The sequence below is a fragment of the Streptomyces sp. Je 1-4 4N24 genome, assembly GCF_026239515.1.
In the GTDB taxonomy this organism is placed as follows: Bacteria; Actinomycetota; Actinomycetes; order Streptomycetales; family Streptomycetaceae; genus Streptomyces; species Streptomyces nigrescens.
This window is the reverse complement of the sequence record NZ_CP110836.1, coordinates 5793661-5817965: the sequence shown is the minus strand read 5'-3', so window position 1 is coordinate 5817965 and position 24305 is coordinate 5793661. Positions and strand designations below refer to the sequence as shown.

The following is a 24305-nucleotide window of genomic DNA, read 5'->3' as shown; positions in this document are numbered from 1 at the left end:
CGCCATGTGGTCCACACCACTTGGAAGAATGGATTCCTTTATGTCGGGGCTACGTGCTAAGAATGGTCTAAACCACTAGTGGTGTAGACCAAGGTGTAGACCAAGCGCGGGCCGTCCCCCCTTCGAGTGCCCGCCTCACCAGGAGGAATCCGATGAGTTCGGCCACCGCAACGGCGGCTCCCGACAAACAGGGCCGCGGCTCCCGCGCCATGGCAGTGGCCCAGCGCATCGGCCGCAGCCTCATGCTGCCGATCGCCACGCTTCCTGCGGCGGCGCTGATGGTGCGGCTCGGCCAGCCGGACATGCTCGGCCGGGAGTCGTTCCCCGGTTTCCTGAACAAGATCGCCGAGTTCATGGCGGCCGGCGGCGGGGCACTGCTCGACAACATGCCGCTGCTCTTCGCCGTGGGCATCGCGATCGGCTTCGCCAAGAAGGCCGACGGCTCCACCGGCCTGGCCGCGGTCGTCGGCTACCTGGTCTTCAAGCAGGTGCTGGGCACCTTCGCCGACGACAACCTGCCGAAGATCCAGAAGGTCGTCGACGGGAAGATAGCCGACGTCGCGCCGCCGGTGGACGCGGGCGTTCTCGGCGGTGTGGTGATGGGCATCGTGGTCGCCCTGCTCTATCAGCGCTACAGCCGCAAGAAGCTCCCGGACTGGCTGGGCTTCTTCAGCGGCCGGCGCCTGGTGCCGATTCTGGCCTCCTTCGCCGGCCTGGTGATCGGCATCGCCTTCGGCTACATCTGGCCGGTTCTGGGCTCGGCCCTGCACGACTTCGGTCAGTGGCTGGTCGGCTCCGGCGCCGTGGGCGCGGGCATTTTCGGTGTCGCCAACCGCGCGCTGATCCCGGTCGGCATGCACCACCTGCTGAACTCCTTCCCCTGGTTCCAAGCCGGCGACTTCGACGGCAAGCACGGTGACATCGCCCGCTTCCTCGCCGGCGACCCGCACGCCGGCCAGTTCATGACCGGCTTCTTCCCGATCATGATGTTCGCGCTCCCGGCCGCCTGCCTGGCGATCGTGCACTGCGCCCGCCCCGAGCGCCGCAAGATCGTCGGCGGCATGATGCTCTCGCTCGCGCTGACCGCCTTCGTCACCGGCGTGACCGAGCCGATCGAGTTCACGTTCATGTTCATCGCCCCCGTGCTCTACGCGATCCACGCGGTGCTGACCGGCGTCTCCATGGCGCTGACCTGGGCTCTGGGCATGAAGGACGGCTTCGGCTTCTCGGCCGGCGCCATCGACTTCCTGCTCAACCTGGGCATCGCGACCAAGCCGTGGATGCTGGCCCTGGTGGGGCTCTGCTTCGGAGCGCTCTACTACGCGGTCTTCCGCTTCGCCATCGTCAAGTTCAACCTCCCGACGCCGGGCCGCGAACCCGACGAGGAACTCCCCGAGCCGGAGAAGAAGGCCAAGTAAGCCGGCCTCCCGGACAGTTCGGCGGCGGTCTCCCACCTGAACGGGCGGGGAGGCCGCCGCCTCTTTCCGGGGGCCGGTCATCGCTGAAGTCGACGGGCTCCACTGGATGGACTCTGCCTGGAGGGGCTCCATCTGAACGGACACCCGGCGCGTGCCGCGTGCGCGAACCGCCTTGGCCTTCCGGGGACGGGCTCACGGGGCCGGGGACCGACGCGGTGGCGCGTGCTGAGGCAGCGAGTCCTGGACCGAACGGCAGGACCGTGAAATGCGCGCGAGCATCAAGCGCAGATCGGTAAGGCCCCGTTCCAGACTCTCACTCGTCCCGAGGCGGACCGCCTGCGCATAGTCGTCGGGAACATCGTCGTATCTGCCGCAGGACAGGGCCAGCAGCCCCCGCAGTTCGGCGTACTGGCCGGCCGGCCTGCTCCCGACGCGCGGGCCGCGTTCGGCCTCCGCGTCGAGCCGGTCGACGAGTTGGGAGAGCCGCGCGACCAACCGGCTGCTCTCCAGGAGGGTCGCGAAGTACGTCTGCTCCACGGTGCGCCCGAAAGCGTTCAGAACTGCCAGGCAGCGCTCGATACGTTCAGGGTCTCCGGCCCGGAAGGCGAGTTCGCCGAGCAACGCGAAGGCCTCGTCCCGGCGTTGGCGCTCATAGTCCGTAGCACCCTCACGGCCATACGCGCTCACCGCGGCGACGAGATCGTCGAACGTCTCCGCGGCCGCCGACGCGGTCACCATCCGGTCGGCGACCACTTCCCGGGCCGAGTAGAACACCCACGTCGGATTCCCCGGTTCCTCCCGGCGGCACAGGTCGATCAGCCTGCCGTCGCGCTCTTTCTTGCCCTTCCGCTCGATGACCTCCGGCTCATAGCCACCGTGGGTGAACTCCACGTCCACGTCGACGGTGGACGGCGCACTGCCATCCGCGTAGAAGAGGTGCTCGTGTACGCGGCCCCGGAAACGCAGGGCACTGTCCGCCCTGAGCAGTCGGTGGAGCCCTCTGTACACATCACCGCCACCGGAGTCGGCGACACGCGGCGACAGCACGAGGTCGGCTCCCGGGCACACGTGATCGACGGCGCGTACGGCGCGACGGATCCTTCCGGAATCTCCCTCGGTGAGCCGCTCGTCGGCGTCGACGAACAACAGCCAGCCTTCGCCGACGTGCTCGAATGCGTGGTTCCGCTGATCAGCGAAGTCGTCCTGCCAGGGACGGTGCACGACGTCGAGCTGAATCAACCCGTCCGCGGCAGCACGAGCAAGCTCCACCGTGCGATCGGTGGACCCCGAGTCGATGATCAAAATCCGGTCGGCCTCATCTGCCAGTGCCGCCACCGTCCCGGAAATCATCTGCTCTTCGTCGCAGGTCAGGACAACCGCGGTCAGCGGACTTCGCCCCGATTCCCGGTAGGCGTGATTGAGTTCATTCCATTCACCGCATACTGGGACGTCGGTCAGCGGCTCCGGAACGTTGACAATGATGTGGAGATCTTCCGCCAGTTCCCCGGTCTCATCGACGCAGGCAGCACGAAGACCTTCGAGCGTCCGGCTGCTCATGGAGGCTTCCATCATTCTCCGACCGTCATAGTGAAATCGAAATCCACACCGGCCACTTCGCGATGCGACACCATAATCTTGGAACAATCCAATTCGTCCAGATTTTTCCAGATGCGCACGTAGGTGTCTTCGTCGATCCCGCTGAAGGTTTCGTCGAAGAGGAACACATCGGGCGAATGGAGCACCGCCCGGGCTATGGCCAGCCGCTGAGTCTGCCCCCGAGAAAGGATCCCGCCTTCCTCCTTCAGATACTGATCGTAGCCATCCGGGAGTTCGGCAACCACCTCGTCGAAACAGGAAACACGAACAGCCCGTTCGATTCCCTCGCCGGAGCATTCGGCACCGAGGGTCAGGTTCTCCCGAACCGAAGCGGAAACCACCAGCGGATTTTCCGAGACATACAGGATGCGCCGCCTCAGCGTATCCTCGTCGAACTCCCGTATGTCCGTCTCGCCCACGGCGACCGATCCGCCGAACTCCGGGTAAAGCCCCGCCACAACCTTGAGTACGGTACTTTTCCCTGCGCCGTTGAGGCCTCGTACGGCCACCCTCGCCCCGTGCGGGACCACGAAAGACAGAGAGGAAACGACAGGTTTTTCCACGCCGGGATACCGGAACGAGAGGTCTTTCACCAGCAGTTCGCTGCCGCGTTCCTCCTCCGCCTCCGTTCCGCTGCCCGCCCTTTTGAGGCTCAGACGCGGGTCCTCCAACTGGGAGCTCACGTCACGGTAGCGGCCAAGCGCGGCGGTGTCCCGCTGGATGGAGACCTGGAGTACGGCCAACTGCTCCGCGGAGCCGAGGAAATAGCCGGCCAGCGTGAAGAAGCTCATCAACTCGCCGAGAGCCATGGCCCCGGAGTTCACCTGCAGCATCCCTACCCAGGCTGCGGCGATCGTGAAGATACCCTTGTTCGCCACCTTGATGACGCCGTTCAGATTCTCCAGCCGACCAAGCTTGACCTCGGCCCGGATGGACCGTTCAAGCTGGTGGTCGAGGCGGCTCGCAGCGTATTTCCGCCGACCGTGCGCGATCACGTCCAACTGGCCCCGCAGCACGTTGTACGCCTCAGCCTTGAGCGAGGCGTCCCGCTGGAGCGCTTCCTCGGCTTGCTCCCGCACTGATGGATACAGGGCCCAGGACGAAATGAAATCGACCGCGGCCGAGACCAGCACGATGCCGCAGAGCTGGGGCGAGGCCCAGGCGAGATACCCACCCGAGAGGAGCAGGGTGCACAGGTCGATGGCAACGCCGACCGTGACGGTGGCGACCAGGCCCCGGATGGCCTGCACATCACTGAACCTGCTCACCAGATCGCCGGTTCGCCGCGTAGCGAAGAAGGTGAGTGGAAGCCGCATCAGTTTGCGGGTATACGCCCGCGTGAGATCACGCTGCAGCGAACGGCTCAAGTTGATGAGCAGTCGCCCCCGTATGTACTGGAAGAGCGCGGCGCCACCTGCGATCAGAGCGGCGGCCAAGGCCGAGAGACCCAGTCCGCCGAGGTCTCCGGTCGGCAAATACTCGTCGACAGCAACCTGCAGATAGAAGGTGGTACTGGCAATGAGCAGGGCCGCGGTGACTGCGGTTATCAGGCCGGTGCCCAACAGACTGCGTTTACGTTCTGCGGCGATCTGCCATACAACGCTGTTCCTGCGGGCGTGCTGGAGCACGCTACGGATGGTGAGCTTCCGCTGGGGCGTATCGGTCACCAGAACTTCGCCGTTGAACCATTCGGCGAAGTGTTCCAGGCTTACGACAGCCGGCCGGAAGCGAACGGGATCGCTGACGATCAACTGCCCATCGCTGCGCACCTCATGTACGACAACAAAATGAAGAAGGCCTTCCTCCTTCATCACGGCGATGGCAGGACCAGATTTCCGGACAGCAGTACGCAATTCTTCGGGCGACACCCTCAACAGGAGCGATTCGACGCCATACCCCGCCAGAACGTCTCGCAGCCGAAGCAGCGAGGCACCTCCATGACCGAGGCCGGCGGACTCACGCAACGTGGCCGTATCGACCACCACCCCATGCCGGTTGAGCACCATACGCATACAGGCGGGGCCGCAGTCGGTCTCGCCCTCCTGATGCGCGTGGTAGCGCTGCCACTTCATGGGGTCTTGCTCCTTCGGGAGAGTGAGTTTCCCTCATCGGCACCCTGCCCCCGTCCGCCGAGCGGACAGGGGCAGGTGAGTACCTTCAGATCAGTGCACCGGGCAGATCAGAGCTTCGGCCCCTTGCCCTTGCAGTTCGACCGGTACAGGTCGAGGTAGTTGCTGCTGGGGACACAGCCGTGGGACGACGTCGCGCCAGTCGTGATCAGGTTGTACAGGTAGGTGCACTGGGCCTTACTCATGCCGCCGCCGACGATCTCGGCGGACTCGTCGTCGCGAAGAGTGGACAGGCCCATGTTGCGCAGATCAGACAGGCTCATAAGTTCCCCTGGTCGTTTGGTCGTTGATGCGCGGCCACGCATACCCATCCCACTACGACTGGTCTAGTCCACGCAAGTTTTGATCAAGAGAAGGAGATCACACACCGTCAGATTCAAGGCCCTGAACTCGGGTTCTGTCGAATCCTGACGCCTCGGGCCGCCGGATCGACGGACCAGTACCCCGGTTCCGGATGGTGGGTGCCATGCCCTGAGAGACGCTGCTGGTTAATTCGACCCTCACGTGACGTCGGTCTCCACGATCCGGTTGTGGTCGTGGAGACCGACATTGTTGTGTGGGGTGAGTGTCGATGTCGATGCAGCCGAAGGGCCCGGGGGAGATTCCGGCGGAGACGGTGCGGGTGGCCCGTGTCGCGTTCCCGAAGGGGAGCCTGGCGATCCGGGCCCGAGCTGGGGCCGCTGTTCCGGGACGGGGACTTCGTGGACCTGTTCGCCTGCCGGGACCGGCCTGCCTGGTCTCCCACTGGGCTGGCGCTGGTGGCCGTGTTGCAGTTCGTGGAGGGGCTGACCGACCGCCAGGCCGCGGAGGCGGTGCGGGCCCGGATCGACTTCAAGTACGCACTCGGGCTCCCTCTCGACGATCCCGGCTTCGACTTCTCGGTTCTGTCGGAGTTCCGGGAGCGGCCGGCCGGATCGGGGGGCGGGCGGCGGCTGCTGGACGGGGCGCTGGGCGCGGCCCGGGAGAAGGGGCTGCTCAAGAGCGCGAGCCGGGCCCGTGCGGACTCCTCGCACGTACTGTCGTCGGCACGCCGCCCTGTATCGGCTGGAACTTTTGGCGGAGACGATGCGGACAGCACTCAACGCGCTGGCTCAGGCCGCCCCGGACTGGCTGACCCGCGTCGTGGAGACGGACTGGTTCCGTCGCTACGGCGCCCGGGCTGAGGACTCCCGTTTCCCCAAACCCCGCACGAAGCGGAACAAAATGGCAGAACGGATCGGCCGGGACGGGATGCGCCTGCTCCAGGCCCAAGGGTCTGCCGGTCATACGCGTGCGGTTCCCTGCCAGTCGCTGCGACCCTTGCCCCCATGTACGCTCATGCGTCAGCTCGGCCACGGGCCGCCGCCGGGAACTCATGCTGCGGCACCAAGAGGCCGGACACGACGTCATCCACACCATCCGAGCCGAGCAGCAGACCAACGCCTGGAAAGAGCGCTACAAGATCCGTGCCGGCGTGGAGGGGCACCATCTCCCCGGCCGTCGGACGCTGCGGCCTGCGCAGGTCCCGCTACCGGGGCCTGGACCAGTCTCCAGCACCAGCTCACCGGAGCCGCGATCAACCTCGCCCGCATCGACGCCCACCTCACCGGCACACCACGAGCCCGCACACGTACCAGCCACTTCGCAGCCCGGTGCCCCGCCGACGCTCGACGGGGGCACAACAGGGGCCGAATGAACCAACAGCGTCCCCGAGGGAACGGCCCCCTGCTCGTGCGGCAGCCCTCCTCCCCGGCCCCCCGTTCCAGCCCCCGCAATGCCTCCGTACGAGATCCCCCGCCCGCCCGGGACGGGACGAGCCCCCCGGGGGTGCCGTCACCTTCCCGGTGGTGTGCTCACACCTCGTAGACGGCCCCCGCCTTGGCGGCCTCGACCGGGCCGTCATAGACCTTCTGGGCGTCGCGGATGCTGATGTCGGCGTCGGTCCACGGCGGGATGTGGGTCAGCACCAACCGCCCCACGCCGGCCCGCCGGGCGCTCTCGCCGGCCTCCCGGCCGTTGAGGTGCAGATCCGGGATGTCTTCCTTGCCGTACGTGAAGGACGCCTCGCAGAGGAAGAAGTCGGCGCCCTCGGCGAGCGACTCCAGCGCCTCGCAGGGTCCGGTGTCCCCGGAGTACGTCAGGGTCCGGCCGCCGTGCTCGATACGGAAGCCGAAGGCCTCCACCGGGTGCCTGACGCGTTCCGTACGGATCGTGAACGGCCCGATGGTGAAGGTGCCGGGGGTCAGGGTGCGGAAGTCGAAGACCTCGCTCATCGCGCCGTCGTGCGGCACATCGGCGTGGGCGACGGTCAGCCGCCGCTCGGTGCCGGCCGGCCCGTAGACCGGCATCGGCGCACAACGCCCGCCGTCCGGGCGGTAATAGCGGACGACGAAATAGCCGCACAGATCGATGCAGTGGTCTGCATGCAGATGCGACAGGAGTACGGCATCCAGGTCATAGAGGCCGGAGTGGCGCTGCAGCTCGCCCAGGGCGCCGTTGCCCATGTCGAGGAGCAGCCTGAAGCCGTCGGCCTCCAGGAGGTAGCTCGAGCAGGCCGATTCCATGGAAGGGAACGACCCCGAGCATCCGACGACAGTGAGCTTCATACGGGCGTGAACCTCCGTGGGCGGGGGCGGCGGCCGGCTTGTCCATGCGGGGATTCCCGGCGGGGCCCTGCCGGGGTGTTGCCGGGTCCTTGGCGGTCTGTGCGGTGCCCACGAGCGTAAGCCGCAAAAGGTCCTGTGGCTCCTCCAGCGGGGCGAGCTGTGGGCGGAATCACCAGTCTGGGCTGTCGCCCCGTACGCCCGTACGCAGGACCGCTGCCGTCACGGATTTGTGCCGGGCCGCCGCCGTCCGCGGAGTGCCCCCGGCCTTCGCCGGGGGCATCCGGGTACTACGCCCAGAGCTGGCCCTGCAGCGTGGCGATGGCGGCCTCGGTCGACTCGGCGGTGTAGACGCCGGTGGAGAGGTACTTCCAGCCGCCGTCGGCGACGACGAAGACGATGTCGGCGCTCTGGCCCGCCTTGACCGCCTTCTTGGCGACACCGATCGCGGCATGCAGCGCCGCGCCGGTGGAGATGCCCGCGAAGATGCCTTCCTCGGCGAGGAGTTCGCGGGTGCGGCGGACCGCGTCCTCGGAGCCGACCGAGAAGCGGGTGGTGAGCACGGACTCGTCGTAGAGCTCGGGGATGAAGCCCTCGTCGAGGTTGCGCAGACCGTAGACGACGTCGTCGTAGCGCGGTTCGGCGGCGACGATCTGGATGCCCGGGACCTGCTCGCGCAGATAGCGGCCGACGCCCATGAGCGTGCCGGTGGTGCCCAGACCGGCCACGAAGTGGGTGACGGAGGGGAGGTCGGCGAGGATCTCGGGGCCGGTGGTGGCGTAGTGCGCACCGGCGTTGTCGGGGTTGCCGTACTGGTAGAGCATCACCCAGTCGGGGTGCTCGGCGGACAGCTCCTTGGCCACCCGGACGGCGGTGTTGGAGCCGCCGGCCGCGGGCGAGGAGATGATCTCGGCACCCCACATGGCGAGCAGCTCGCGCCGCTCGGACGAGGTGTTCTCCGGCATGACGCACACGATGCGATAGCCCTTGAGCTTGGCCGCCATGGCGAGCGAGATGCCGGTGTTGCCGCTGGTCGGTTCGAGGATGGTGCAGCCGGGGGTGAGCCGGCCGTCCTTCTCGGCCTGTTCGATCATGTGCAGCGCGGGACGGTCCTTGACCGAGCCCGTGGGGTTGCGGTCCTCCAGCTTCGCCCAGATACGGACGTCGTCGGAGGGTGAGAGGCGCGGGAGGCGGACGAGAGGGGTGTTCCCGACCGCCGCCAGCGGGGAGTCGTAACGCATCAGCGCATGCCGCCCGACCGCCGCCCGACCGCCGCCCCTGCCGGACGGGGCTGCGCCCCGGCACCTCCTGCTACGGCCGGGAGGATCGTCACGTTGTCGCCGTCGGCGAGCTTGGTGGAGATGCCCTCCAGGAAGCGGACGTCCTCGTCGTTGAGGTAGACGTTCACGAAGCGGCGCAGCTGCTCGCCCTCGACAAGGCGCTCGCGGATGCCGGTGTGCCGGCTGTCCAGGTCGGTGAAGAGGTCGGCGAGGGTCTCTCCGCTGCCCTCGACGGCCTTCTGGCCGTCGGTGTAGGTGCGCAGGATGGTCGGGATTCGGACCTCGATGGCCATGGGAGTGCTCCTGTCGGAGTGCGGTGGCGGATGCTGTGCGTCCCGGTGCACGGTGGTCGGCAGGCCGGGAGGACGTCGGGGGACGCGGGAAGTGCGGGTGGCGCGCGCCGCGCGCCTGAAGGGGGCCGGTCAGGCGCCGGCGCAGCGCGGACAGATGGCGCTGGAAAGGCGGCACAGATCCACGTGCAGCCGTGCGGCTCCGCAGCCGAACGCGCCCAGCAGGGCGGATGCGGAGCGACGCGTGGCGAGCGGAGCGAGCAGCAGCATGCCCGGCCTCTTCTCGCTCACGTCGTGGTCAACCATGCGGTCATCGTATCGATTCCCGGTCCGGGTATTGGAACCTCGTCCCATGATGCGGACGATTGGTGTACGCCAGGTGGGACGCGCTCAGGAGTACGCCGCCACGACCTCGACCTCTTCCTCCGTGACCTCGCCGTTCACGATCCTGAACGAGCGGAACTGAAAGGGTCCGGCATCGTCGGTGTCGGCGGTGGATACCAGGACATAGTGGGCACCGGGCTCGTTCGCGTAGGAGAGGTCGGTGCGCGAGGGGTAGGCCTCGGTGGCGGTGTGCGAGTGGTAGATGATCACCGGCTCCTCGTCCCGGTCGTCCATCTCGCGGTAGAGCTTGAGCAGGTCGGAGGAGTCGAATTCATAGAAGGTGGGCGAGCGGGCGGCGTTCAGCATCGGGATGAACCGCTCGGGGCGGCCGCTGCCTGCCGGGCCCGCGACCACGCCACAGGCCTCGTCGGGGTGGTCCTGGCGGGAGTGCTCGACGATCTGGTCGAAGAGGGCCTTGGTGAGGGTCAGCATGGCGCCAAGAATAGCCAGCGGGCCCGTACGTACCGAAGAGTGGTACATACGGGCCCGCATGCTGGACAGTCGGGCGGCTCCGCCGACCGTCCGGGGTGCTGCCTCAGCTCTTGGTGTCCTTGGCGGCAGCCTCCCGCGGTGCCCCGGCGGCCGCCAGGGCCGCCGCGTCCCGCCGCTTGATGCAGAGGTAGCCGACACCGAGGATGAGCGCCCACACGGGAGCCGCGTAGAGCGAGATCCGGGCATCCGGGTCGGCGCCCATCATCACGATCACCATGCCGATGAAGGCCAGCGCGAAGACCGAGGTGAAGGGGCTGCCGGGGGCCTTGAACTCGGACTGCGGCAGCTCGCCGCGGTTCGCCTTGGCGCGGTAGCGCAGCTGCGAGGCCAGGATGACGATCCACGCCCACATACCGGAGATGGTGGCGAAGGAGACGACGTAGTTGAACGCCTCACCGGGCCACTGGTAGTTGATGTAGACGCCGAACAGCATCATCGCGACCGAGACGCCGGTGCCCCAGGTGGGCAGGCCGTTCTTGCTCAGCCGGGTGAAGAACTTCGGTCCCTGGCCGTTGAGCGCGAGGTCGCGCAGCATCCGGCCGGTGGAGTACATGCCCGAGTTCGCCGAGGAGAGCGCGGCGGTCAGCACGACGAAGTTGACGATGCCGGCACCGGCCGGCAGGCCGATCTGCTGGAAGGCGGCGACGAACGGGCTGACGCCCGGCTTGAACGCCGTCCAGCTGACGACGGACAGGATGATGATCAGCGCGCCGATGTAGAAGAGGCCGATCCGCCACGGCACGGTGTTGATCGCCTTGGGCAGGACCTTCTTGGGGTCGGTGGCCTCGCCCGCGGTGACGCCGACGAGCTCGACGGCGAGGAAGGCGAACATCACGATCTGCAGCGTCATCAGCGTGCCGCCGATGCCCTTGGGGAAGAAACCGCCGTCGGACCACAGGAGGCTGAAGGAGGCGGTGTCACCGGCGTCGGAGAAGCCGAGGGTGATCACGCCGAGGCCGATCAGGATCATGCCGATGATCGCGGTGACCTTGACCATCGAGAACCAGAATTCCAGCTCACCGAAGATCTTCACGGAGATCAGGTTGATACCGAAGAGCGCACACGTGAAGACGAGTGCCGCGGCCCATTGCGGTATGTCCTTGTTCCAGTACTGCACATACGTCGCGGCGGCGGTCACTTCGGTGATGCCGGTGACGACCCAGAACAGCCAGTACGTCCAGCCGGTCACAAAGCCGATGAACGGGCCGAGGAATTCGCGTCCGTACTCCGAGAAGGAGCCGGAGACGGGCCGGTACATGAGCAGTTCGCCCAGGGCCCGCATGATGAAGAAGATGACCAGACCGACGATGGCGTAGGCGAGGATGATGCTCGGCCCGGCCATCGAGATCGCCTTGCCCGCCCCGAGAAAGAGGCCGGTACCGATGGCGCCGCCAATGGCGATCATCTGGATCTGACGGTTTCCCAGCCCCCGCTGGTAGCCCTCTTCGGGGGCCTGTCCAGGTGCCTCGTTGCCGTCGTGCTGCTTGTCGACCTGCACAGAGGTCATGAGTGGTGCGCCTTTCTCCATTCCGACCCGGTCTGTCCGGATCGGGTCCCGATCCCCCCGGATGGAGTTCCTGCACGCCGACGGTCGGCCGGCTCAAGCGCTCCCGCAGCGACAGGGGTGGCGTCGCCCACGGCAGGTCGTGAACATTTAACACGCGCCACTGAAGATCGACTAGAGATGGCGTGAACCGAACCACAAGGAAAACAGGACAAGTTGCGCCAACGACGGCAAGCCGCACCACTGCAGTGATGCGATCGTTATCCGGATTTGAGCATCCGCTGAGCGAACACTCGGCACATTCCCGGGTTGGTACGCCCGGGTTTCAGCCCATGAGTGACTCGACGAGAGTCTCCTGGAGCCCGCCGAGCCAGAGGTATGCCATCACCATCGGCTTGCGGGGATCGCTGTCCGGCAGCCGGAGCAGCTCGCCGCCGTCCTCCTCATCGGTGACTTCAAGCCGCGTTCCGATGGCCAGCCGGAGGTCGTTGAGCGCCCCCAGCCACTGCCGGCACTCGTCGGGCTTCAGCCGCAGCTCCGCGCTGCCGCCCTCGGGCGCCAGGGTGTCCAGCGCACGGATCAGCGCGAGGGCGTCCTCGCGCTTGCGGGAGCGCAGATCGTTCTCGGTGTAGCGGCGGAATTCGGCGGAGGCGGCGCGGACGTCGTCATCGGGGACGAGGTCGGGCCCGCCGTAGGCGTCGGGGAAGAAACGGGCCAGGACCGGGTCGGCGGGCGGCTCGCTGGGCCCGTCGTTGAAGACCGACGCGAGCAGATCGTCGCTCTCGCTCTCCCCGGTCTCCTCGCCCGGACCGATCAGCTCCATCAGCTGGACCGCGAGGCTGCGCAGGATGGAGATCTCGACCTCGTCGAGGGGAACGGCGGCGCCGCCGTCGGGCAGCGGCTCGAAGTGCCCGCTCATTTGCGGTCCTGCTGAAGGGTCGCCCACAGGCCGTAGCCGTGCATGGCCTGCACGTCGCGCTCCATTTCCTCGCGGCTGCCGCTGGAGACCACCGCGCGGCCCTTGTGATGGACGTCGAGCATCAACTGGTGCGCCTTGTCCTTGGAGTAGCCGAAGTACGACTGGAAGACATACGAGACGTAGCTCATGAGATTGACGGGGTCGTTGTGGACGATCGTGACCCACGGGACGTCGGGTTCGGGGACCTCGAAGGGAGCCTCGCTCGACTCGGGACGTTCGATCTCGACCGGGACACTGAGCGTGCAGCGATGCGGCCGGAGCGTGGTCGTGGGTGACGGGTGGGCGCTCACAGGCCCCATGCTGCCACCCGGGGACGGGCGACGCACAAATGCCCCTCGCGCGGGCCGCGTCGGCGAGCCGCACACCGCGCTCGCGGGCAGCCTTTTGTCCACCCCGGAGCACTATCGTCAGAGTGACGAGTAATGGGGGTAGCATCTCCCCCATGAACACAGCAGACCTGGGGCTGCCGGTGGCCGTGCCGTCGACTGCGCTCTTCACCGACCAGTACGAACTCACCATGCTGCAGGCCGCGTTGCGGTCCGGCACCGCGGACCGGCGCTCGGTCTTCGAGGTCTTCACCCGCCGTCTCCCCGAGGGCCGCCGCTACGGCGTGGTCGGCGGCACCGGCCGGGTCCTGGACGCGGTGGAGAACTTCCGCTTCGACGAGACCATCCTCGGCTTCCTGCGCGGGCGCGGCATCCTCGACGAGCCGACCCTGGAGTGGCTGGCCGACTACCGCTTCCGCGGCGACATCTGGGGCTACCCGGAGGGCGAGGTCTACTTCCCCGGCTCCCCCGTGATGCGGGTCGAGGGCACCTTCGCCGAGGCGGTCCTCCTGGAGACCGTGATCCTCTCGATCCTCAACCACGACTCCGCGGTGGCCGCCGCTGCCTCCCGGATGTCGGTGGCGGCCGGCGACCGCCCGCTGATGGAGATGGGCGCCCGCCGCACCCATGAGCTGGCGGCGGTGGCCGCGTCCCGCGCCGCGTACGTCGGCGGCTTCCACACCACCTCCGACCTGGCCGCCGGCTTCCGCTACAACATCCCCACGGTCGGCACCAGCGCCCACGCCTTCACCCTGCTGCACGACACCGAGCGGGACGCCTTCACCGCGCAGGTCGACACCCTCGGCAGCGGCACCACCCTGCTCGTGGACACCTTCGACGTCACCGAGGCGGTGCGCACCGCCGTGGAGGTGGCCGGCCCGGGGCTCGGTGCCGTACGGATCGACTCCGGCGATCTGCTGCTGATCGCCCACCGGGTGCGCCAGCAGCTGGACGAGCTGGGCGCCGACCGGACCAGGATCGTGGTCACCAGCGATCTGGACGAGTACGCCATCGCCTCGCTGGCCGCCGCCCCGGTGGACGCGTACGGCGTCGGCACCCAGCTGGTGACCGGCAGCGGGCACCCGACCTGCTCGATGGTCTACAAGCTGGTCGCCCGCGCCGACGGCGAGGATCCGGGCGCGCCGCTGCGGCCGGTCGCGAAGAAGTCGATGGGCGCCAAGACCTCGCTCGGCGGCCGCAAGTGGGCCGCGCGCCGGGTGGATGCGGAGGGCGTGGCCGAGGCCGAGGTCATCGGCACCGGCCCGGTCCCCGCCGAGCTGGCCGACCGGCAGCTGCTGGTGCCGCTGGTGAGCGCCGGCAAGGTCGTGGCCCGCGAGCCGCTGGACGCCGCCCGCGACCGGCACATCGCGGCCCGCGCCACGCTGCCGCTGTCGGCGACCCAGCTCTCCCGCGGCGAGCCCGTGCTGCCCACCGAGTACGTGTGACCGGGCGCCGCTGAGGGGGCGCACGGTGCCGGGCGGCGGCCGCCGTACGCCGCGCCCGGTATCCGCCGTCCCGCCGGGCTCCGCCCCACTCCCGCAATCCCCCTCCAGTGGCTACCCTCGGTCACACCACCACTCGCGCCCCTCCCCGATTCCCAGCCGGAAGGCACGCACCATGCACCGGGCATTGATCGTCGTTGATGTGCAGAACGACTTCTGTGAGGGCGGCAGCCTCGCGGTGGCGGGAGGTGCGGACGTCGCGGCGGCCATCACCGATCTCGTGGGCCAGGCGGCCGGCAGCTGCTACCGCTATGTCGTGGCCACCCGGGACCACCACATCGACCCCGGCGATCACTTCTCCGACACCCCGGACTACGAGCACTCCTGGCCGGTGCACTGTGTGGCCGGCACGGAGGGCAGCGGGTTCCACCCCAATTTCGCCCCGGCGCTGGCCTCCGGCGCCATCGACGCGGTCTTCGACAAGGGCGCCCACACCGCCGCGTACAGCGGTTTCGAGGGCGCGGACGAGAACGGCACCCCGCTCGCGGACTGGCTGCACGCCCACTCCGTCAGCGAGGTCGATGTGGTCGGTATCGCCACCGACCACTGTGTCCGCGCCACCGCCCTGGACGCGCTCGGCGCCGGGCTGCGCACCCATGTCCTGCTGGACCTGACCGCCGGGGTGGCCGCGCACAGCACCGAGCGGGCACTGGAGGAGCTGCGCGCGGCGGGCGCCGAGCTGACCGGCAAACCGGTCCTCATCGGCGCCTGACGGGCCCGTCAGGCGGCCGGACGTTCGTTCCCTTCGGCCGGCTCGGCCTCCACCGCCGGGCGGGCCGGCCGGGGCCGCAGCAGCGCCCGTATCGGATGCCACGACTCGGTGTCGTCCTCCGGGGCCTCGCGCCAGACCAGGCCGTCGGGATGGTGCAGCACGGCCGTGACCTCGTCGGGTGTGGGCGGCTCGGTGTTGCCGCGCAGGTAGACGGACCGCAGACCGAGGTTGCGCAGCCTGGTCAGGGCGCGCTGGCGGTTGACGGCATGGACCAGGACCCGGACCCGGCAACCGCAGTCGTACAGGCCCGACCGCGCGCCGTGCGGCGGTCTGGGCAGCGAGAGGGCGACCACCACGCTTCCGCCAGGAAGCCTGATGAATCCACCACCGGACATCGTCATATCTCCCCCGTGAGACTTCGCGTCAACAAGGAACTGTAGAACGCATCTAAACGCGAATCGGCCGCCGCCCGCTAGGGGGCGACGGCCGAACAGCATCTGACCTGCGGTTTTACGTTTTACTTACCGGCAGAGCCGACCTTCAACGTCACCGTGGAGCCGTCGCGGGCCTCCTTGGTGATCTTGATCTGGGTGTTGGTGTCAGGAACGATCACACCGCCGGTCGGGTTCGCCTTGTCGTAGTAGACGCCGCGGTGGTCGTCGAAGAGCGTCACGCCCTTCTTCGAGGTGATCTTCACCGGCTTGCCGTCACGGTGGAGCGTGAGGGCGTCGGTCCGGAAGCGGGTGAAGGTCGAGTCGTAGGACTGGAAGCGGTTGCGCATCAGCTTGCCGTCCGCCCAGCGCTCGGCCTTGGGGTGCGCGTCGACCGGGAGGATCTGCCCGCGGCCCGGGTGCAGACCGACGTTGTTGTCCGCCTGCGAGGTGTCCCACAGCCAGATCAGCACACCGTTCTGGTACGGGAAGTGCTCCACCCAGCCCGGCTTGGCGGTGGTCCAGCCGAAGTTGTACGGGCCGACCTTGAGGGTCTTGTCGTACGACACGTACTGGCGGTTCTCGGCGAGGTAGTACTGCGGGTAGTCCTTGGTGAAGGACGCGCCGATGCGCGAGAAGCCCTTGCCGGTCCAGCCGTTGTCGCCGCCCTCGGCGTTGTCGCTGAACAGCGGCTTGCCGTCGGCGACGACGCTGACGGTGTCGGCCGCGAAGCCCTTCTGGGCCGCGCCGCCGTCGGTCTGGTAGCGGAAGCGCAGGTCGATCTTCTTGCCCGCGTAGGCGTCCAGCGGGTAGACGAGGTCCTGGTAGGCGCCCACGGTGCCGGTCAGGGCGGGCTTGTCGCTGCCGTCGCGCGGGATGGCCTTGCCGCCCGCGGTGCCGTCCAGGGCCGTCCAGTCGGTGCCGCCGTCGGTGGAGACCTCGGCGTAGAGGTAGTCGTAGTCCTTCTCGATGTCCCACCAGCCCTTGAGCGTCAGCGACGCCTTGGCCTTACCGGTGAGGTCCACCGGCCGGGACAGCGTGTTCTTCAGGTTGTCGCCCATACCGCTCCACCACTGCTTGGAGCCTTCCGCGGGCTGGACGATGTCGGTCTTGACCGCCTTGGCCGGCAGCTCGACGACCACCGCCTGCTTGTTCTTGGTGTTGTACTCGGCGACGCCCAGCTTGTGGGTGGACTTCTTCGCGGCCTTCGCCTTGCCGTAGTTGAGCCAGCCCAGCTGCAGCTTGTCCCAGGCACTCATGTCACCGGGCAGGTCGCCGATGGAGTCCTTGCCGGTGCCGAGCCAGGAGCCGCCCGACATCAGCGACCAGAAGTCCACGGAGGACTCACCGGTGCCGCTGGTGTCGTACTCGTCCGGCAGGCCCAGGTCGTGACCGTACTCGTGGGCGAAGACGCCGAGTCCGCCGTTCTCCGGCTGCATGGTGTAGTCGCCGACCCAGATCCCGGTGTCGCCGATCTGGGCGCCGCCCGCCTTGTTCGCACCGGGACCGGTCTTGCCGGCGTCGGTGCCGTACGCGTACCAGCGGTGCGCCCAGATGGCGTTGGTCTTCTGGACCCCGCCGCCCGCGGACTCGTCCTCACCGGCGTGCACGATCTGGAAGTGGTCGATGTAGCCGTCGGGCTCGTTGAAGTTGCCGTCGCCGTCGTGGTCGTAGCGGTCCCACCGGTCGTACTTGGCGAGGTCCGTCTTGATCTGCGCGTCGGTGCGGCCGGCCGCCTTCTGGTTCTTGGCCCACTGGTTGACGCCGTCGCGGATCAGGTCCCAGGCGCTGGCACAGTTGGTCTGACCGCAGTAGTTGGAGCCGTAACGGGCCTCGTTGTAGTCGACCTTGACCCAGTCGGAGACCTCGCCCTCGACGGAGTAGCGGCCCGAGGACTGCTTCTCGTAGTACTTGGCCAGCGACTGCTTCTTCTTGTCGTGCGAGAAGTAGAGGTCCTGGAAGTGCTTCTGGTTGTAGTCCTTCTGCCAGGCCGTGCTGTTGTCCTTCTTACGGTCCGGCTTGGCTATCTGGTTGTGCGCCGGGCCGGGGTCGCCGCCGTACTTCTTCACCGGGGGCTTGGGGCCGTCGCCGTCCGGGTCGAACATCGTGGTGTCGTCGACCTTGTCGCCGAAGTCCACGAGGACGGTGAAGATCCGGTCGGTCTTCTGCCGGGCCAGCTCGACGTACTTGCTCTTGCCGAGCTTGACGACCTGGGAGCCGTTGCGCTCGGTCGCCTTGGCGTCGCCGGCGATGACCTGCTGCAGCGCTTCCCTGCGCTCGGCCGCCTCCCGGTCACTGAACGGGCCCTTGAGGTCGTGGTCCACGGCCCGCTCGGGAGCCGGGTCCTGACGCTTGGCGACCGGCGACGGCCCCTGCGCGTCGGCCGTCGCCACCCCCGTAGACAAAGCGGCCGCCCCGATCGCGGCAATTGCCGTGGCCAGGGCGGCCGATCTGAACACCCTTCTGCTGTCTCTCACTTGGCGCTGTCCTCCCCATCGAACCGGTCACTGTTCGAGGGCATTCGACCGGAAGTACGATGAAAAAGACAGATCTTGACTTGGGCACGTCAGCGAAGTACGTTACTCGGTCCGCGAGTTGCGGCTATCGGACATCGGGCGACGGCATCGCGCCGGACGCCGGATCATCGGGCAGGGGCCGGGTGTATATGCCCGCTGGGCATGCGCCCCCGCCCCCAGCAGCCATGACGTCCTGCCGCCCGCGCAGCCGCGGCGGCGTTGTGCGCCCCCTGTGCCCCGAGCCGTGGGTTAGGTCACGCTTACTCGGCGTTCCGCTCGGGCAATTACGACCGTAGGCTCCTTTTCCGGCGCGCCCTGACCAACCCCCCTGCCGACCCTCCGAGGACGGATTCCGCCATGCCTCGTCCGACCGCCGCACAGCTCGCCTACGGTTCGGCCACCGTCTTTTTCTCCACCCTCGCGATGCTGCTGCTGTCGCAGACGCAGACCGGGATCGGGGTCGCGGTCATCGCCATCGCCGGGCTCGGGCTCGGGCTGCTGGTCGCCATGACGGTGCCGATGCCCGGGGTGTCACGGGTGGTCCGCCGGCATGTCGTACGCAACGGATCGCCCGCAGCGTCCGCCCCGTTGCGGGCCGTTCCGGCGCCGTCCGAGCACCCCCGGCCCGCGGGCGCGCCGCAGCGCACCGCCTGGGGCGGCGTCACCGCGGGCGCGGGTGAGGCCCGGATCGGCGAACACTCACGCTGAGCCGGTGGGCGGCGGCGTCTCCGTGGACACCACCACGGTCTTCGCCGCCTTGTCGTGCAGACACTGCTGGTACGGCTTGTCCCAGGTACACCACAGGACGTTGATCAGCCAGAAGATGAAACCGCAGCACGGGATGATCTCCGGCAGCGTATAGACCGCGGCCCGGACCCAGCCGGGCTGGCCGTGCGGGATCGAACCGTCCGAGAGCATCGCCACCCGGATCTTCATCGCCATCTTGCCGACGGTCTGGCCGCGGCTGCTGAGCATCAGCCCCTCGTAGATGAGGTACGCCAGCATGGTGACGCCCGAGACCGTCGACTGCCGGCCGGCCTGGTCGCCGTCGGTGCTGAAGAAGTCCACCCCGCCGACGATCGCGGTCATGATCAGCCAGGCCGGCACCCCGATGATCACCGCGTCGATGATGCGCGCCACGAGCCGGCGACCGCGGTTCGCCAGCGGCGGCATCCCGGCCAGCGGATCGGCCACTCCGTACTGCCCGCCGTAGGGATCGCCGGCATACGGGCCGCCGCCGTAGGGGCGACCGCCGTACGGGCCTCCTGCGGGCGGCGGGGTGCCCCCGGGCGGCGGCGGACCCCCCGGGGGTGGTGCACCGCCTTCTCCGCCGCCCGTACCGCTGCCCCCCGTACCGCCGCCGTGCGGAGCGTGGTTACGGGGCGAGCCGTTCTCCCGGGGAGAGCTGTTGCGGGGAGCGCCGCCCGCCGGCGGCTCCTGCGGCTTCTTCAGGAACGGGTCGTTCTCCGGCGGCTCACCGGGGCCGGGCCGGGGCTGGTCGGTACTCATGGCCCGAGTCGACCCCTTGTCGCGGCCCGCCGCATCCGGCGAGGTCCGTTCGGGGGAACGGATGCGGCCGCGGCGGCGGCCCGGCGGCGGTCAGCCGGACGCGACGAAGGTCCGTGCCAGCTTGTCGTGCCAGCACTGGCGCCACGGCCGGTCGAACAGGCACCAGACGACGTTGAGCACACCGACGACGAGGATGCCGAGCACGCTGTAGAGGAACCAGCGCTTGAGCGCGGCGCCGAGGGTCGGGGTGTCGTGGCTCTCGATGTCCAGGACCCGTACGCCGCACAGCTTCTTGCCCAGGGTGCGGCCCCACTTGAGGGTCGGCAGCGCCTCGTAGAGCGCACCGCCGATCAGCAGGACGGCCAGGAGGGTGGCGAAGACCGGGGTGGTCGTGCCGTCGACCAGATAGACCGTCACCTGGCGGCCGGACTGCTTGGCCGCCTCCACCTTGGCGTCGAGGTGGTCGGTGACCGTGCCCCACATGGGGACGGCGACCGCGGCGGTGAGCGCGCCCAGCACCAGGGTGTCGATCAGCCGGGCCGCGAACCTGCGGCCGAGACCGGCCGGATGGCCCTGCGCGGCCTGCGCCAGCGCCGAGAAGGGGTCGGCGGCGGCCGGCGGCTTCCAGGGGATGACCCCGTCGGCGTCGGCGCCCTGCGGACCGGGCCGGGCCGGTGCGGCACCGCCCTGCGGCGGCAGGCCGGCCGCGGGGGCGGACGCCTGCTGGCCGGGCTGCTGCACCGGGGCCTGCGGGGCGGGACGCTGCGGGGCCGGGCTCTGGGGCGCCGGGGTCTGCGGGGCCGCGGCTTGCGGGGCCGGCGTCTGCTGCGGGGCCTGGCTCTGCGGGGCCGGGCGGCTCTGCTGCCGGTCGCCGCCGGCCGGCAGCGACTGCGGGGAGCCGTCCTCGGGGGCGTCGGACGGGGTACGGCCGCCGCCCGCGACGCGGATCGCCATCGTCTCGTTGCCCTTGGCGGGCTTGCCGCCACCGGGCCGGACCGCGCGGATCGCGGTGGTGCCCTGGTCGCCGGAGTTCCCGCCGCGGCGGGCGGCCGGGTTCACGGCGCGGATGGCGACCGTCCCGTCGGAGGGGACGCCCGGCCCCCGCGAGGCCGACGAGGAAGCGCCGGGCACGTCACCCGCTCCGGCGTCGGCGCCCTGCTCCTCACGCTGCGGCGGCACCGCGCCCCAGGAGGCGGCGCCTGACGGAGTACCGGCGGGGGCCTGGTCCGGCGAACCCCAGGAGATCCGGCGGTCGGGCTCGCCGCCGAATCCGCTCTGCCGGGAGGCATCGGCCTGCCAGGCGGCGGCCGACTCGGGGCTGGTGCCGTGCAGCCGGGCCGGGTCGTCCCAGCTCACGGGTTGGGCGGCGACCTCACCGCTCTGGCGTACGGCGGGCACCGCGGAGCCGCCGGCCGCCTCCTCCTCGTCGAAGAAGACCGGGCCGGTCTCCTCGACGGCAGGGGAGGGCGACGGGGCCGCACCGGGCGGTGGGGCGGGCATCGCCTCGCCCTCGGCGGGGGCGGGCCGGCTGGTGCCCGGCACCCATGCGGCACCGTTCCAGTACCGGATGTAGCCGGGGATGGACGGGTCCGGGTAGAAGCCTGGCGTGGGGCTGCCGCCGGCGGATCCTGAGGTGGGAGCGCTCATATCCGTAGTCCCGCTATCTGTACTCGGCCTGGTGGGTGTGGGGTGCAGTCTGCCGCAACGCGGCGTCCACATCTATCAGACCCCGGGTTCCCGCGGTGGCCGTGCCCGCCGACGACCACCTGGAAGAGGCGCGGGAAAAAAGTTGTACGAAGTCGTGTAAGGGTTCGGCGGTTGGCGGCTCTCTCTCCGTGCGGGCCCGGTATCGGGGGCCCCGCAGGAAGCGAAGAGAGGCGGACGCCATGCACACCGTGGTGGAACGAGAGCTGGAGCTGGGCCTGGTCCTGTCGCCGGAGCACAGCATTCCGGTGCCGGCCCGGCTGAGGTACCGGACGGATGACCCGTACGCCGTCCATGTCACCTTTCACATCGGTTCGGACTCCCCCGTCAGCTGGACGTTCGCCCGCGAACTGCTCGTCGAGGGCGTGTTCCGGCCGTGCGGCGACGGCGATGTGCGGGTGTGGCCGACGAAGCGGGACGCCCGCAGCCTGGTCTGCATAGTGCTGGACTCGCCGGACGGGCAGGCCCTGCTGGAGGCACCGGCCGCGGCGGTCTCGGCGTGGCTGGAGCGCACCCTGCGGGTGGTCCCGCCGGGGTCCGAGCAGGCGCATCTGGGCCTCGACAAGGGGCTGAGCGACCTGTTCGCGATGGCGTCCGGGGACGAGCTGCGGCCGGGCGGCCCCTGGCCCGCGGACGAGTCCCCGGAGCCCGGGGCGTAAGGGTGAGGGGCCAGGTCTCCGGGGGGACGGGGCTTGACGAGGCGGCCGGTGCCTGACGTCGTACGGCCCGGCGCCGCCTCAGCCCCGGTACGCCTCCAGCAGCCGCAGCCACACCTCGCTGATCGTGGGGTAGGAGGGAACCGCGTGCCACAGCCGCTCGATGGGGACCTCACCGGCCACCGCGACCGTCGCGGAGTGCAGCAGCTCGCCGACGCCGGCACCGACGAAGGTGGCGCCGAGCAGCACCTCACGGTCCAGGTCGACGACCATCCGGGCCCGGCCGCGATAGCCGTCCGCGTACAGGGACGCCCCGGCCACGGCCGCCAGGTCCTGGTCGACCACCCGGGTGCGGTATCCGGCCTTCTCGGCCGCGGCGGCGGTCAGGCCCACCGAGGCGGTTTCCGGGTCGCTGAAGACGACCTGGGGGACGGCGAGGGTGTCCGCGGTGGCGGCGTGCGCGCCCCAGCGGTCGGACTCCAGGATCGGGACTCCCCGGGCGCGTGCGGCGATCGCGGCTCCGGCGATCCTGGCCTGGTACTTGCCCTGGTGGGTGAGGAGCGCGCGGTGGTTGACGTCGCCGACGCCGTAGAGCCAGCCGCCGGTCACTCCCGTCACCCGGCAGCTGTCGTCGACGTCCAGCCAGGAGCCGGGCGCCAGGCCGACCGTGTCCAGGCCGATGTCCTCGGTGCGCGGGGCCCGGCCGGTGGCGATCAGGAGTTCATCGGCGACGATCTCGTCACCGGAGTCCAGCAGGATGGTGACCGGGCCGCCGGGGGCCTCCCGGCGTACCTCGCGCACCTCGACGCCGGTCCGCAGGAAGACACCCGCCTCGGCGAGCGACTCCGCGACGAGGTGGCCGGCGAACGGCTCCATCCGGGGCAGCAGCCCGTCGCCGCGGACCAGCAGCGTCACCGACGCGCCCAGGGCCCGCCAGGCGGTGGCCATCTCGACGCCGACCACACCGCCGCCGACCACCACCAGCCGGCCCGGCACGCTCTTGGCGCTGGTCGCGTCGCGGCTGGTCCAGGGCCGGGCCTCGGCGAGCCCGGGGATGCCGGGCAGCACCGCGCGGCTGCCGGTGCAGACCGCGACCGCATGCCGTGCGGTGAGCACCCGGCCGCCGTCGACGACCACTCTGCGGGGACCGGCCAGCCGCCCCTGGCCGCGCACCAGGTCGATACCGAGCGAGTCCAGCCAGCGGACCTGCCCGTCGTCCTTCCAGTAGGAGGTGAAGGCGTCCCGGTGGGCGAGTACGGCGGGCGCGTCCAGTGCCACGTCCGCGGCGTCCTTGAGGCCGGGTACCCGGCGGGCCTCGGAGCGGGCGGTGACCGGGCGCAGCAGGGCCTTGCTGGGCATGCACGCCCAGTAGGAGCATTCGCCGCCGACCAGTTCGCTCTCCACGACGACGGCGCTCAGCCCGGCGGCATGCGCCCGGTCGGCGAGGTTCTCACCGGTCGGCCCCGCTCCCAGCACAATGACGTCATACGCCTCATCAGCGGCTTTGGTGGCTTCGGTCGCTGCCATCGGCTCTCGCTTCCTGCGTGGGCATGAGGTGGCCCGCGGGGCGGGTCCTTCTGGCCATCCTCGGCCCAACGGGCGGTCAGCGCATCCGGCGTTCGACCGCTTCCTTGGCCTCGGCGAGCCCGGAGCCCGTCACCTCGCGGTGCACCTTGATGGCCTGGATCTTCTTGCCCTGCGTCAGCAGCTGGTCGATCTCGGCCATTCGGGCGTCCTGCGGCTCTTCGACGCCGGCGTGCGCCAGCAGCAGGTCCACCTTGCGCTCCAGCTGCCGGAGCCGGCGTTCCAGCGACCTGGAGCGGCGGTCGGTGGCCGAGACCAACATGATGGCGGCCAGCACGAGAAGAGCGATGACGACGGGCAGTACGGAGTCCATGGCGATCACTTTACGAGGCGGCTGCGCGTGCCATGAACACGGCAGTCGCGGCCGGTCCGTGCACGGTGCCGCGGACGGCCGGTGCGCCGTCCGTGAGGATCTCGCACTCGGCGTAGGCGTCCGGGCCGTCGAGGGTGAGGGTGAGCATCGGCATGGCGCCCACCCCGCGCGCGTCGGTCACCACGAACCACGGCAACTCCGGCCGGGTCACCTGCTCTTCACTGCCGGAGTCCTCCAGCGCCTGGACGGCGTAGGTGATGTCGTCGACGCCCTGGCCGGTCACCCGGAAGGTGACCATTCCCTCGCCGGGTCTGTACGGATCATGGATCGTCATGGGGGCAGTCAACCGTCCTTCCCCTGCCGTGTACATCCGGTCAGCGGCCCGGGCGGCGGCGCAC

Annotated in this window: 23 protein-coding genes and 1 pseudogene; 6 read left to right on the top strand and 18 right to left on the bottom strand. The window is 69.4% G+C overall.

The genetic code is table 11. The features are described 5' to 3' along the window. The first annotated feature begins 152 nt into the window (after positions 1 to 152). Entirely contained in the window at positions 153 to 1418 is a 1266-nt protein-coding gene (locus tag SLV14N_RS25455; protein WP_127151077.1) for a PTS transporter subunit EIIC, read from the top strand. Positions 1419 to 1610: 192 nt separating this feature from the next. Here SLV14N_RS25455 and SLV14N_RS25450 read toward each other — a convergent pair whose 3' ends face one another. From SLV14N_RS25450 to SLV14N_RS25440, 3 genes are all read right to left on the bottom strand, one after another. Continuing rightward, positions 1611 to 2975 (bottom strand): glycosyltransferase, encoded by a 1365-nt coding sequence (locus SLV14N_RS25450; protein ID WP_263271203.1) that lies wholly within the window; start codon positions 2973 to 2975, stop codon positions 1611 to 1613. Positions 2976 to 2986: 11 nt separating this feature from the next. Then, entirely contained in the window at positions 2987 to 5086 is a 2100-nt protein-coding gene (locus SLV14N_RS25445; RefSeq protein WP_208683884.1) for a peptidase domain-containing ABC transporter, read from the bottom strand. 107 nt (positions 5087 to 5193) lie between these two features. Next, entirely contained in the window at positions 5194 to 5406 is a 213-nt protein-coding gene (locus tag SLV14N_RS25440) for a hypothetical protein (protein WP_208683882.1), read from the bottom strand. A gap of 308 nt (positions 5407 to 5714) precedes the next feature. Between SLV14N_RS25440 and SLV14N_RS25435 the strand changes: the two are divergent. Continuing rightward, positions 5715 to 6818: pseudogene (locus SLV14N_RS25435) on the top strand (transposase). A gap of 157 nt (positions 6819 to 6975) precedes the next feature. On the opposite strand, the gene SLV14N_RS25430 reads toward SLV14N_RS25435, so the two are convergent. The 8 genes from SLV14N_RS25430 to clpS all read right to left on the bottom strand — a co-directional run bounded on the left by SLV14N_RS25430 (position 6976) and on the right by clpS (position 12944). Then, complete coding sequence (locus SLV14N_RS25430; RefSeq protein WP_208683881.1) at positions 6976 to 7728, bottom strand: MBL fold metallo-hydrolase; 753 nt, start codon at positions 7726 to 7728, stop codon at positions 6976 to 6978. 287 nt (positions 7729 to 8015) lie between these two features. Next, positions 8016 to 8966 (bottom strand): PLP-dependent cysteine synthase family protein, encoded by a 951-nt coding sequence (locus SLV14N_RS25425; protein WP_026169916.1) that lies wholly within the window; start codon positions 8964 to 8966, stop codon positions 8016 to 8018. Further along, positions 8966 to 9298: a MoaD/ThiS family protein gene (locus SLV14N_RS25420; RefSeq protein WP_208683879.1), complete on the bottom strand. Its 333-nt coding sequence runs from the start codon at positions 9296 to 9298 to the stop codon at positions 8966 to 8968. The genes SLV14N_RS25425 and SLV14N_RS25420 overlap by 1 nt, the downstream gene beginning before the upstream one ends. A 129-nt stretch (positions 9299 to 9427) precedes the next feature. Beyond that, positions 9428 to 9601 (bottom strand): putative leader peptide, encoded by a 174-nt coding sequence (locus SLV14N_RS25415; protein WP_018091301.1) that lies wholly within the window; start codon positions 9599 to 9601, stop codon positions 9428 to 9430. A gap of 84 nt (positions 9602 to 9685) precedes the next feature. Next, on the bottom strand, positions 9686 to 10111 hold the full coding sequence (locus tag SLV14N_RS25410) for a Mov34/MPN/PAD-1 family protein (protein WP_127151088.1): 426 nt from the start codon (positions 10109 to 10111) through the stop codon (positions 9686 to 9688). A 103-nt stretch (positions 10112 to 10214) separates the two neighbouring features. Further along, entirely contained in the window at positions 10215 to 11678 is a 1464-nt protein-coding gene (locus tag SLV14N_RS25405) for an amino acid permease (protein WP_208683877.1), read from the bottom strand. 322 nt (positions 11679 to 12000) lie between these two features. Further along, positions 12001 to 12594, bottom strand: coding sequence for a DUF2017 domain-containing protein (locus tag SLV14N_RS25400; RefSeq protein WP_263271199.1), 594 nt, complete (start codon positions 12592 to 12594; stop codon positions 12001 to 12003). Continuing rightward, a complete protein-coding gene (gene clpS, locus SLV14N_RS25395; protein ID WP_259670506.1) occupies positions 12591 to 12944 on the bottom strand; it encodes an ATP-dependent Clp protease adapter ClpS in 354 nt (117 codons plus the stop codon). Before clpS ends, SLV14N_RS25400 begins: the two co-directional genes overlap by 4 nt. Positions 12945 to 13096: 152 nt before the next feature. Between clpS and SLV14N_RS25390 the strand changes: the two genes are divergently transcribed. Further along, positions 13097 to 14425 (top strand): nicotinate phosphoribosyltransferase, encoded by a 1329-nt coding sequence (locus tag SLV14N_RS25390; RefSeq protein ID WP_263271197.1) that lies wholly within the window; start codon positions 13097 to 13099, stop codon positions 14423 to 14425. A 172-nt stretch (positions 14426 to 14597) separates the two neighbouring features. Beyond that, the gene (locus tag SLV14N_RS25385; protein WP_208683871.1) at positions 14598 to 15194 is read left to right on the top strand and encodes an isochorismatase family protein; all 597 of its coding nucleotides are present in this window, start codon (positions 14598 to 14600) and stop codon (positions 15192 to 15194) included. A gap of 8 nt (positions 15195 to 15202) precedes the next feature. Here SLV14N_RS25385 and SLV14N_RS25380 read toward each other — a convergent pair whose 3' ends face one another. Then, on the bottom strand, positions 15203 to 15595 hold the full coding sequence (locus tag SLV14N_RS25380; RefSeq protein ID WP_208683869.1) for a hypothetical protein: 393 nt from the start codon (positions 15593 to 15595) through the stop codon (positions 15203 to 15205). A 116-nt stretch (positions 15596 to 15711) separates the two neighbouring features. Next, positions 15712 to 18102, bottom strand: coding sequence for an immune inhibitor A (locus SLV14N_RS25375; protein ID WP_263271195.1), 2391 nt, complete (start codon positions 18100 to 18102; stop codon positions 15712 to 15714). 396 nt (positions 18103 to 18498) lie between these two features. On the opposite strand from SLV14N_RS25375, the gene SLV14N_RS25370 reads away from it, so the two are divergent. Then, entirely contained in the window at positions 18499 to 18849 is a 351-nt protein-coding gene (locus SLV14N_RS25370; RefSeq protein ID WP_208683865.1) for a hypothetical protein, read from the top strand. Here the strand turns inward: SLV14N_RS25370 and SLV14N_RS25365 are convergent. Continuing rightward, complete coding sequence (locus SLV14N_RS25365; RefSeq protein ID WP_208683863.1) at positions 18841 to 19650, bottom strand: RDD family protein; 810 nt, start codon at positions 19648 to 19650, stop codon at positions 18841 to 18843. The two genes, SLV14N_RS25370 and SLV14N_RS25365, sit on opposite strands and share 9 nt — an antisense overlap. A 90-nt stretch (positions 19651 to 19740) precedes the next feature. Continuing rightward, positions 19741 to 21297, bottom strand: a complete 1557-nt coding sequence (locus SLV14N_RS25360; protein ID WP_263271192.1) for an RDD family protein — start codon at positions 21295 to 21297, stop codon at positions 19741 to 19743. A 239-nt stretch (positions 21298 to 21536) separates the two neighbouring features. Between SLV14N_RS25360 and SLV14N_RS25355 the strand changes: the two genes are divergently transcribed. Then, on the top strand, positions 21537 to 22013 hold the full coding sequence (locus SLV14N_RS25355; RefSeq protein ID WP_263271190.1) for an SsgA family sporulation/cell division regulator: 477 nt from the start codon (positions 21537 to 21539) through the stop codon (positions 22011 to 22013). A 78-nt stretch (positions 22014 to 22091) separates the two neighbouring features. Here SLV14N_RS25355 and SLV14N_RS25350 read toward each other — a convergent pair whose 3' ends face one another. The 3 genes from SLV14N_RS25350 to SLV14N_RS25340 all read right to left on the bottom strand — a co-directional run bounded on the left by SLV14N_RS25350 (position 22092) and on the right by SLV14N_RS25340 (position 24241). Then, the gene (locus tag SLV14N_RS25350) at positions 22092 to 23537 is read right to left on the bottom strand and encodes an NAD(P)/FAD-dependent oxidoreductase (protein ID WP_263271189.1); all 1446 of its coding nucleotides are present in this window, start codon (positions 23535 to 23537) and stop codon (positions 22092 to 22094) included. Between the two features lie 76 nt (positions 23538 to 23613). Then, positions 23614 to 23907, bottom strand: a complete 294-nt coding sequence (locus tag SLV14N_RS25345; RefSeq protein WP_263271188.1) for a ribosomal protein L7/L12 — start codon at positions 23905 to 23907, stop codon at positions 23614 to 23616. A 10-nt stretch (positions 23908 to 23917) separates the two neighbouring features. Next, positions 23918 to 24241 carry a hypothetical protein gene (locus tag SLV14N_RS25340; protein ID WP_263271186.1) on the bottom strand — a complete coding sequence of 108 codons (324 nt, stop codon included), beginning with the start codon at positions 24239 to 24241 and terminating at the stop codon, positions 23918 to 23920. Between the last annotated feature and the right edge of the window lie 64 nt (positions 24242 to 24305).

Coding starts and splice junctions, on each gene's coding strand:
- SLV14N_RS25455 (WP_127151077.1), top strand. CDS start 153: ATGAGTTCGGCCACCGCAACGGCGGCTCCCGACAAACAGGGCCGCGGC.
- SLV14N_RS25450 (WP_263271203.1), bottom strand. CDS start 2,975: ATGAGCAGCCGGACGCTCGAAGGTCTTCGTGCTGCCTGCGTCGATGAG.
- SLV14N_RS25445 (WP_208683884.1), bottom strand. CDS start 5,086: ATGAAGTGGCAGCGCTACCACGCGCATCAGGAGGGCGAGACCGACTGC.
- SLV14N_RS25440 (WP_208683882.1), bottom strand. CDS start 5,406: ATGAGCCTGTCTGATCTGCGCAACATGGGCCTGTCCACTCTTCGCGAC.
- SLV14N_RS25430 (WP_208683881.1), bottom strand. CDS start 7,728: ATGAAGCTCACTGTCGTCGGATGCTCGGGGTCGTTCCCTTCCATGGAA.
- SLV14N_RS25425 (WP_026169916.1), bottom strand. CDS start 8,966: ATGCGTTACGACTCCCCGCTGGCGGCGGTCGGGAACACCCCTCTCGTC.
- SLV14N_RS25420 (WP_208683879.1), bottom strand. CDS start 9,298: ATGGCCATCGAGGTCCGAATCCCGACCATCCTGCGCACCTACACCGAC.
- SLV14N_RS25415 (WP_018091301.1), bottom strand. CDS start 9,601: ATGGTTGACCACGACGTGAGCGAGAAGAGGCCGGGCATGCTGCTGCTC.
- SLV14N_RS25410 (WP_127151088.1), bottom strand. CDS start 10,111: ATGCTGACCCTCACCAAGGCCCTCTTCGACCAGATCGTCGAGCACTCC.
- SLV14N_RS25405 (WP_208683877.1), bottom strand. CDS start 11,678: ATGACCTCTGTGCAGGTCGACAAGCAGCACGACGGCAACGAGGCACCT.
- SLV14N_RS25400 (WP_263271199.1), bottom strand. CDS start 12,594: ATGAGCGGGCACTTCGAGCCGCTGCCCGACGGCGGCGCCGCCGTTCCC.
- SLV14N_RS25390 (WP_263271197.1), top strand. CDS start 13,097: ATGAACACAGCAGACCTGGGGCTGCCGGTGGCCGTGCCGTCGACTGCG.
- SLV14N_RS25385 (WP_208683871.1), top strand. CDS start 14,598: ATGCACCGGGCATTGATCGTCGTTGATGTGCAGAACGACTTCTGTGAG.
- SLV14N_RS25380 (WP_208683869.1), bottom strand. CDS start 15,595: ATGACGATGTCCGGTGGTGGATTCATCAGGCTTCCTGGCGGAAGCGTG.
- SLV14N_RS25370 (WP_208683865.1), top strand. CDS start 18,499: ATGCCTCGTCCGACCGCCGCACAGCTCGCCTACGGTTCGGCCACCGTC.
- SLV14N_RS25365 (WP_208683863.1), bottom strand. CDS start 19,650: ATGAGTACCGACCAGCCCCGGCCCGGCCCCGGTGAGCCGCCGGAGAAC.
- SLV14N_RS25360 (WP_263271192.1), bottom strand. CDS start 21,297: ATGAGCGCTCCCACCTCAGGATCCGCCGGCGGCAGCCCCACGCCAGGC.
- SLV14N_RS25355 (WP_263271190.1), top strand. CDS start 21,537: ATGCACACCGTGGTGGAACGAGAGCTGGAGCTGGGCCTGGTCCTGTCG.
- SLV14N_RS25350 (WP_263271189.1), bottom strand. CDS start 23,537: ATGGCAGCGACCGAAGCCACCAAAGCCGCTGATGAGGCGTATGACGTC.
- SLV14N_RS25345 (WP_263271188.1), bottom strand. CDS start 23,907: ATGGACTCCGTACTGCCCGTCGTCATCGCTCTTCTCGTGCTGGCCGCC.
- SLV14N_RS25340 (WP_263271186.1), bottom strand. CDS start 24,241: ATGACGATCCATGATCCGTACAGACCCGGCGAGGGAATGGTCACCTTC.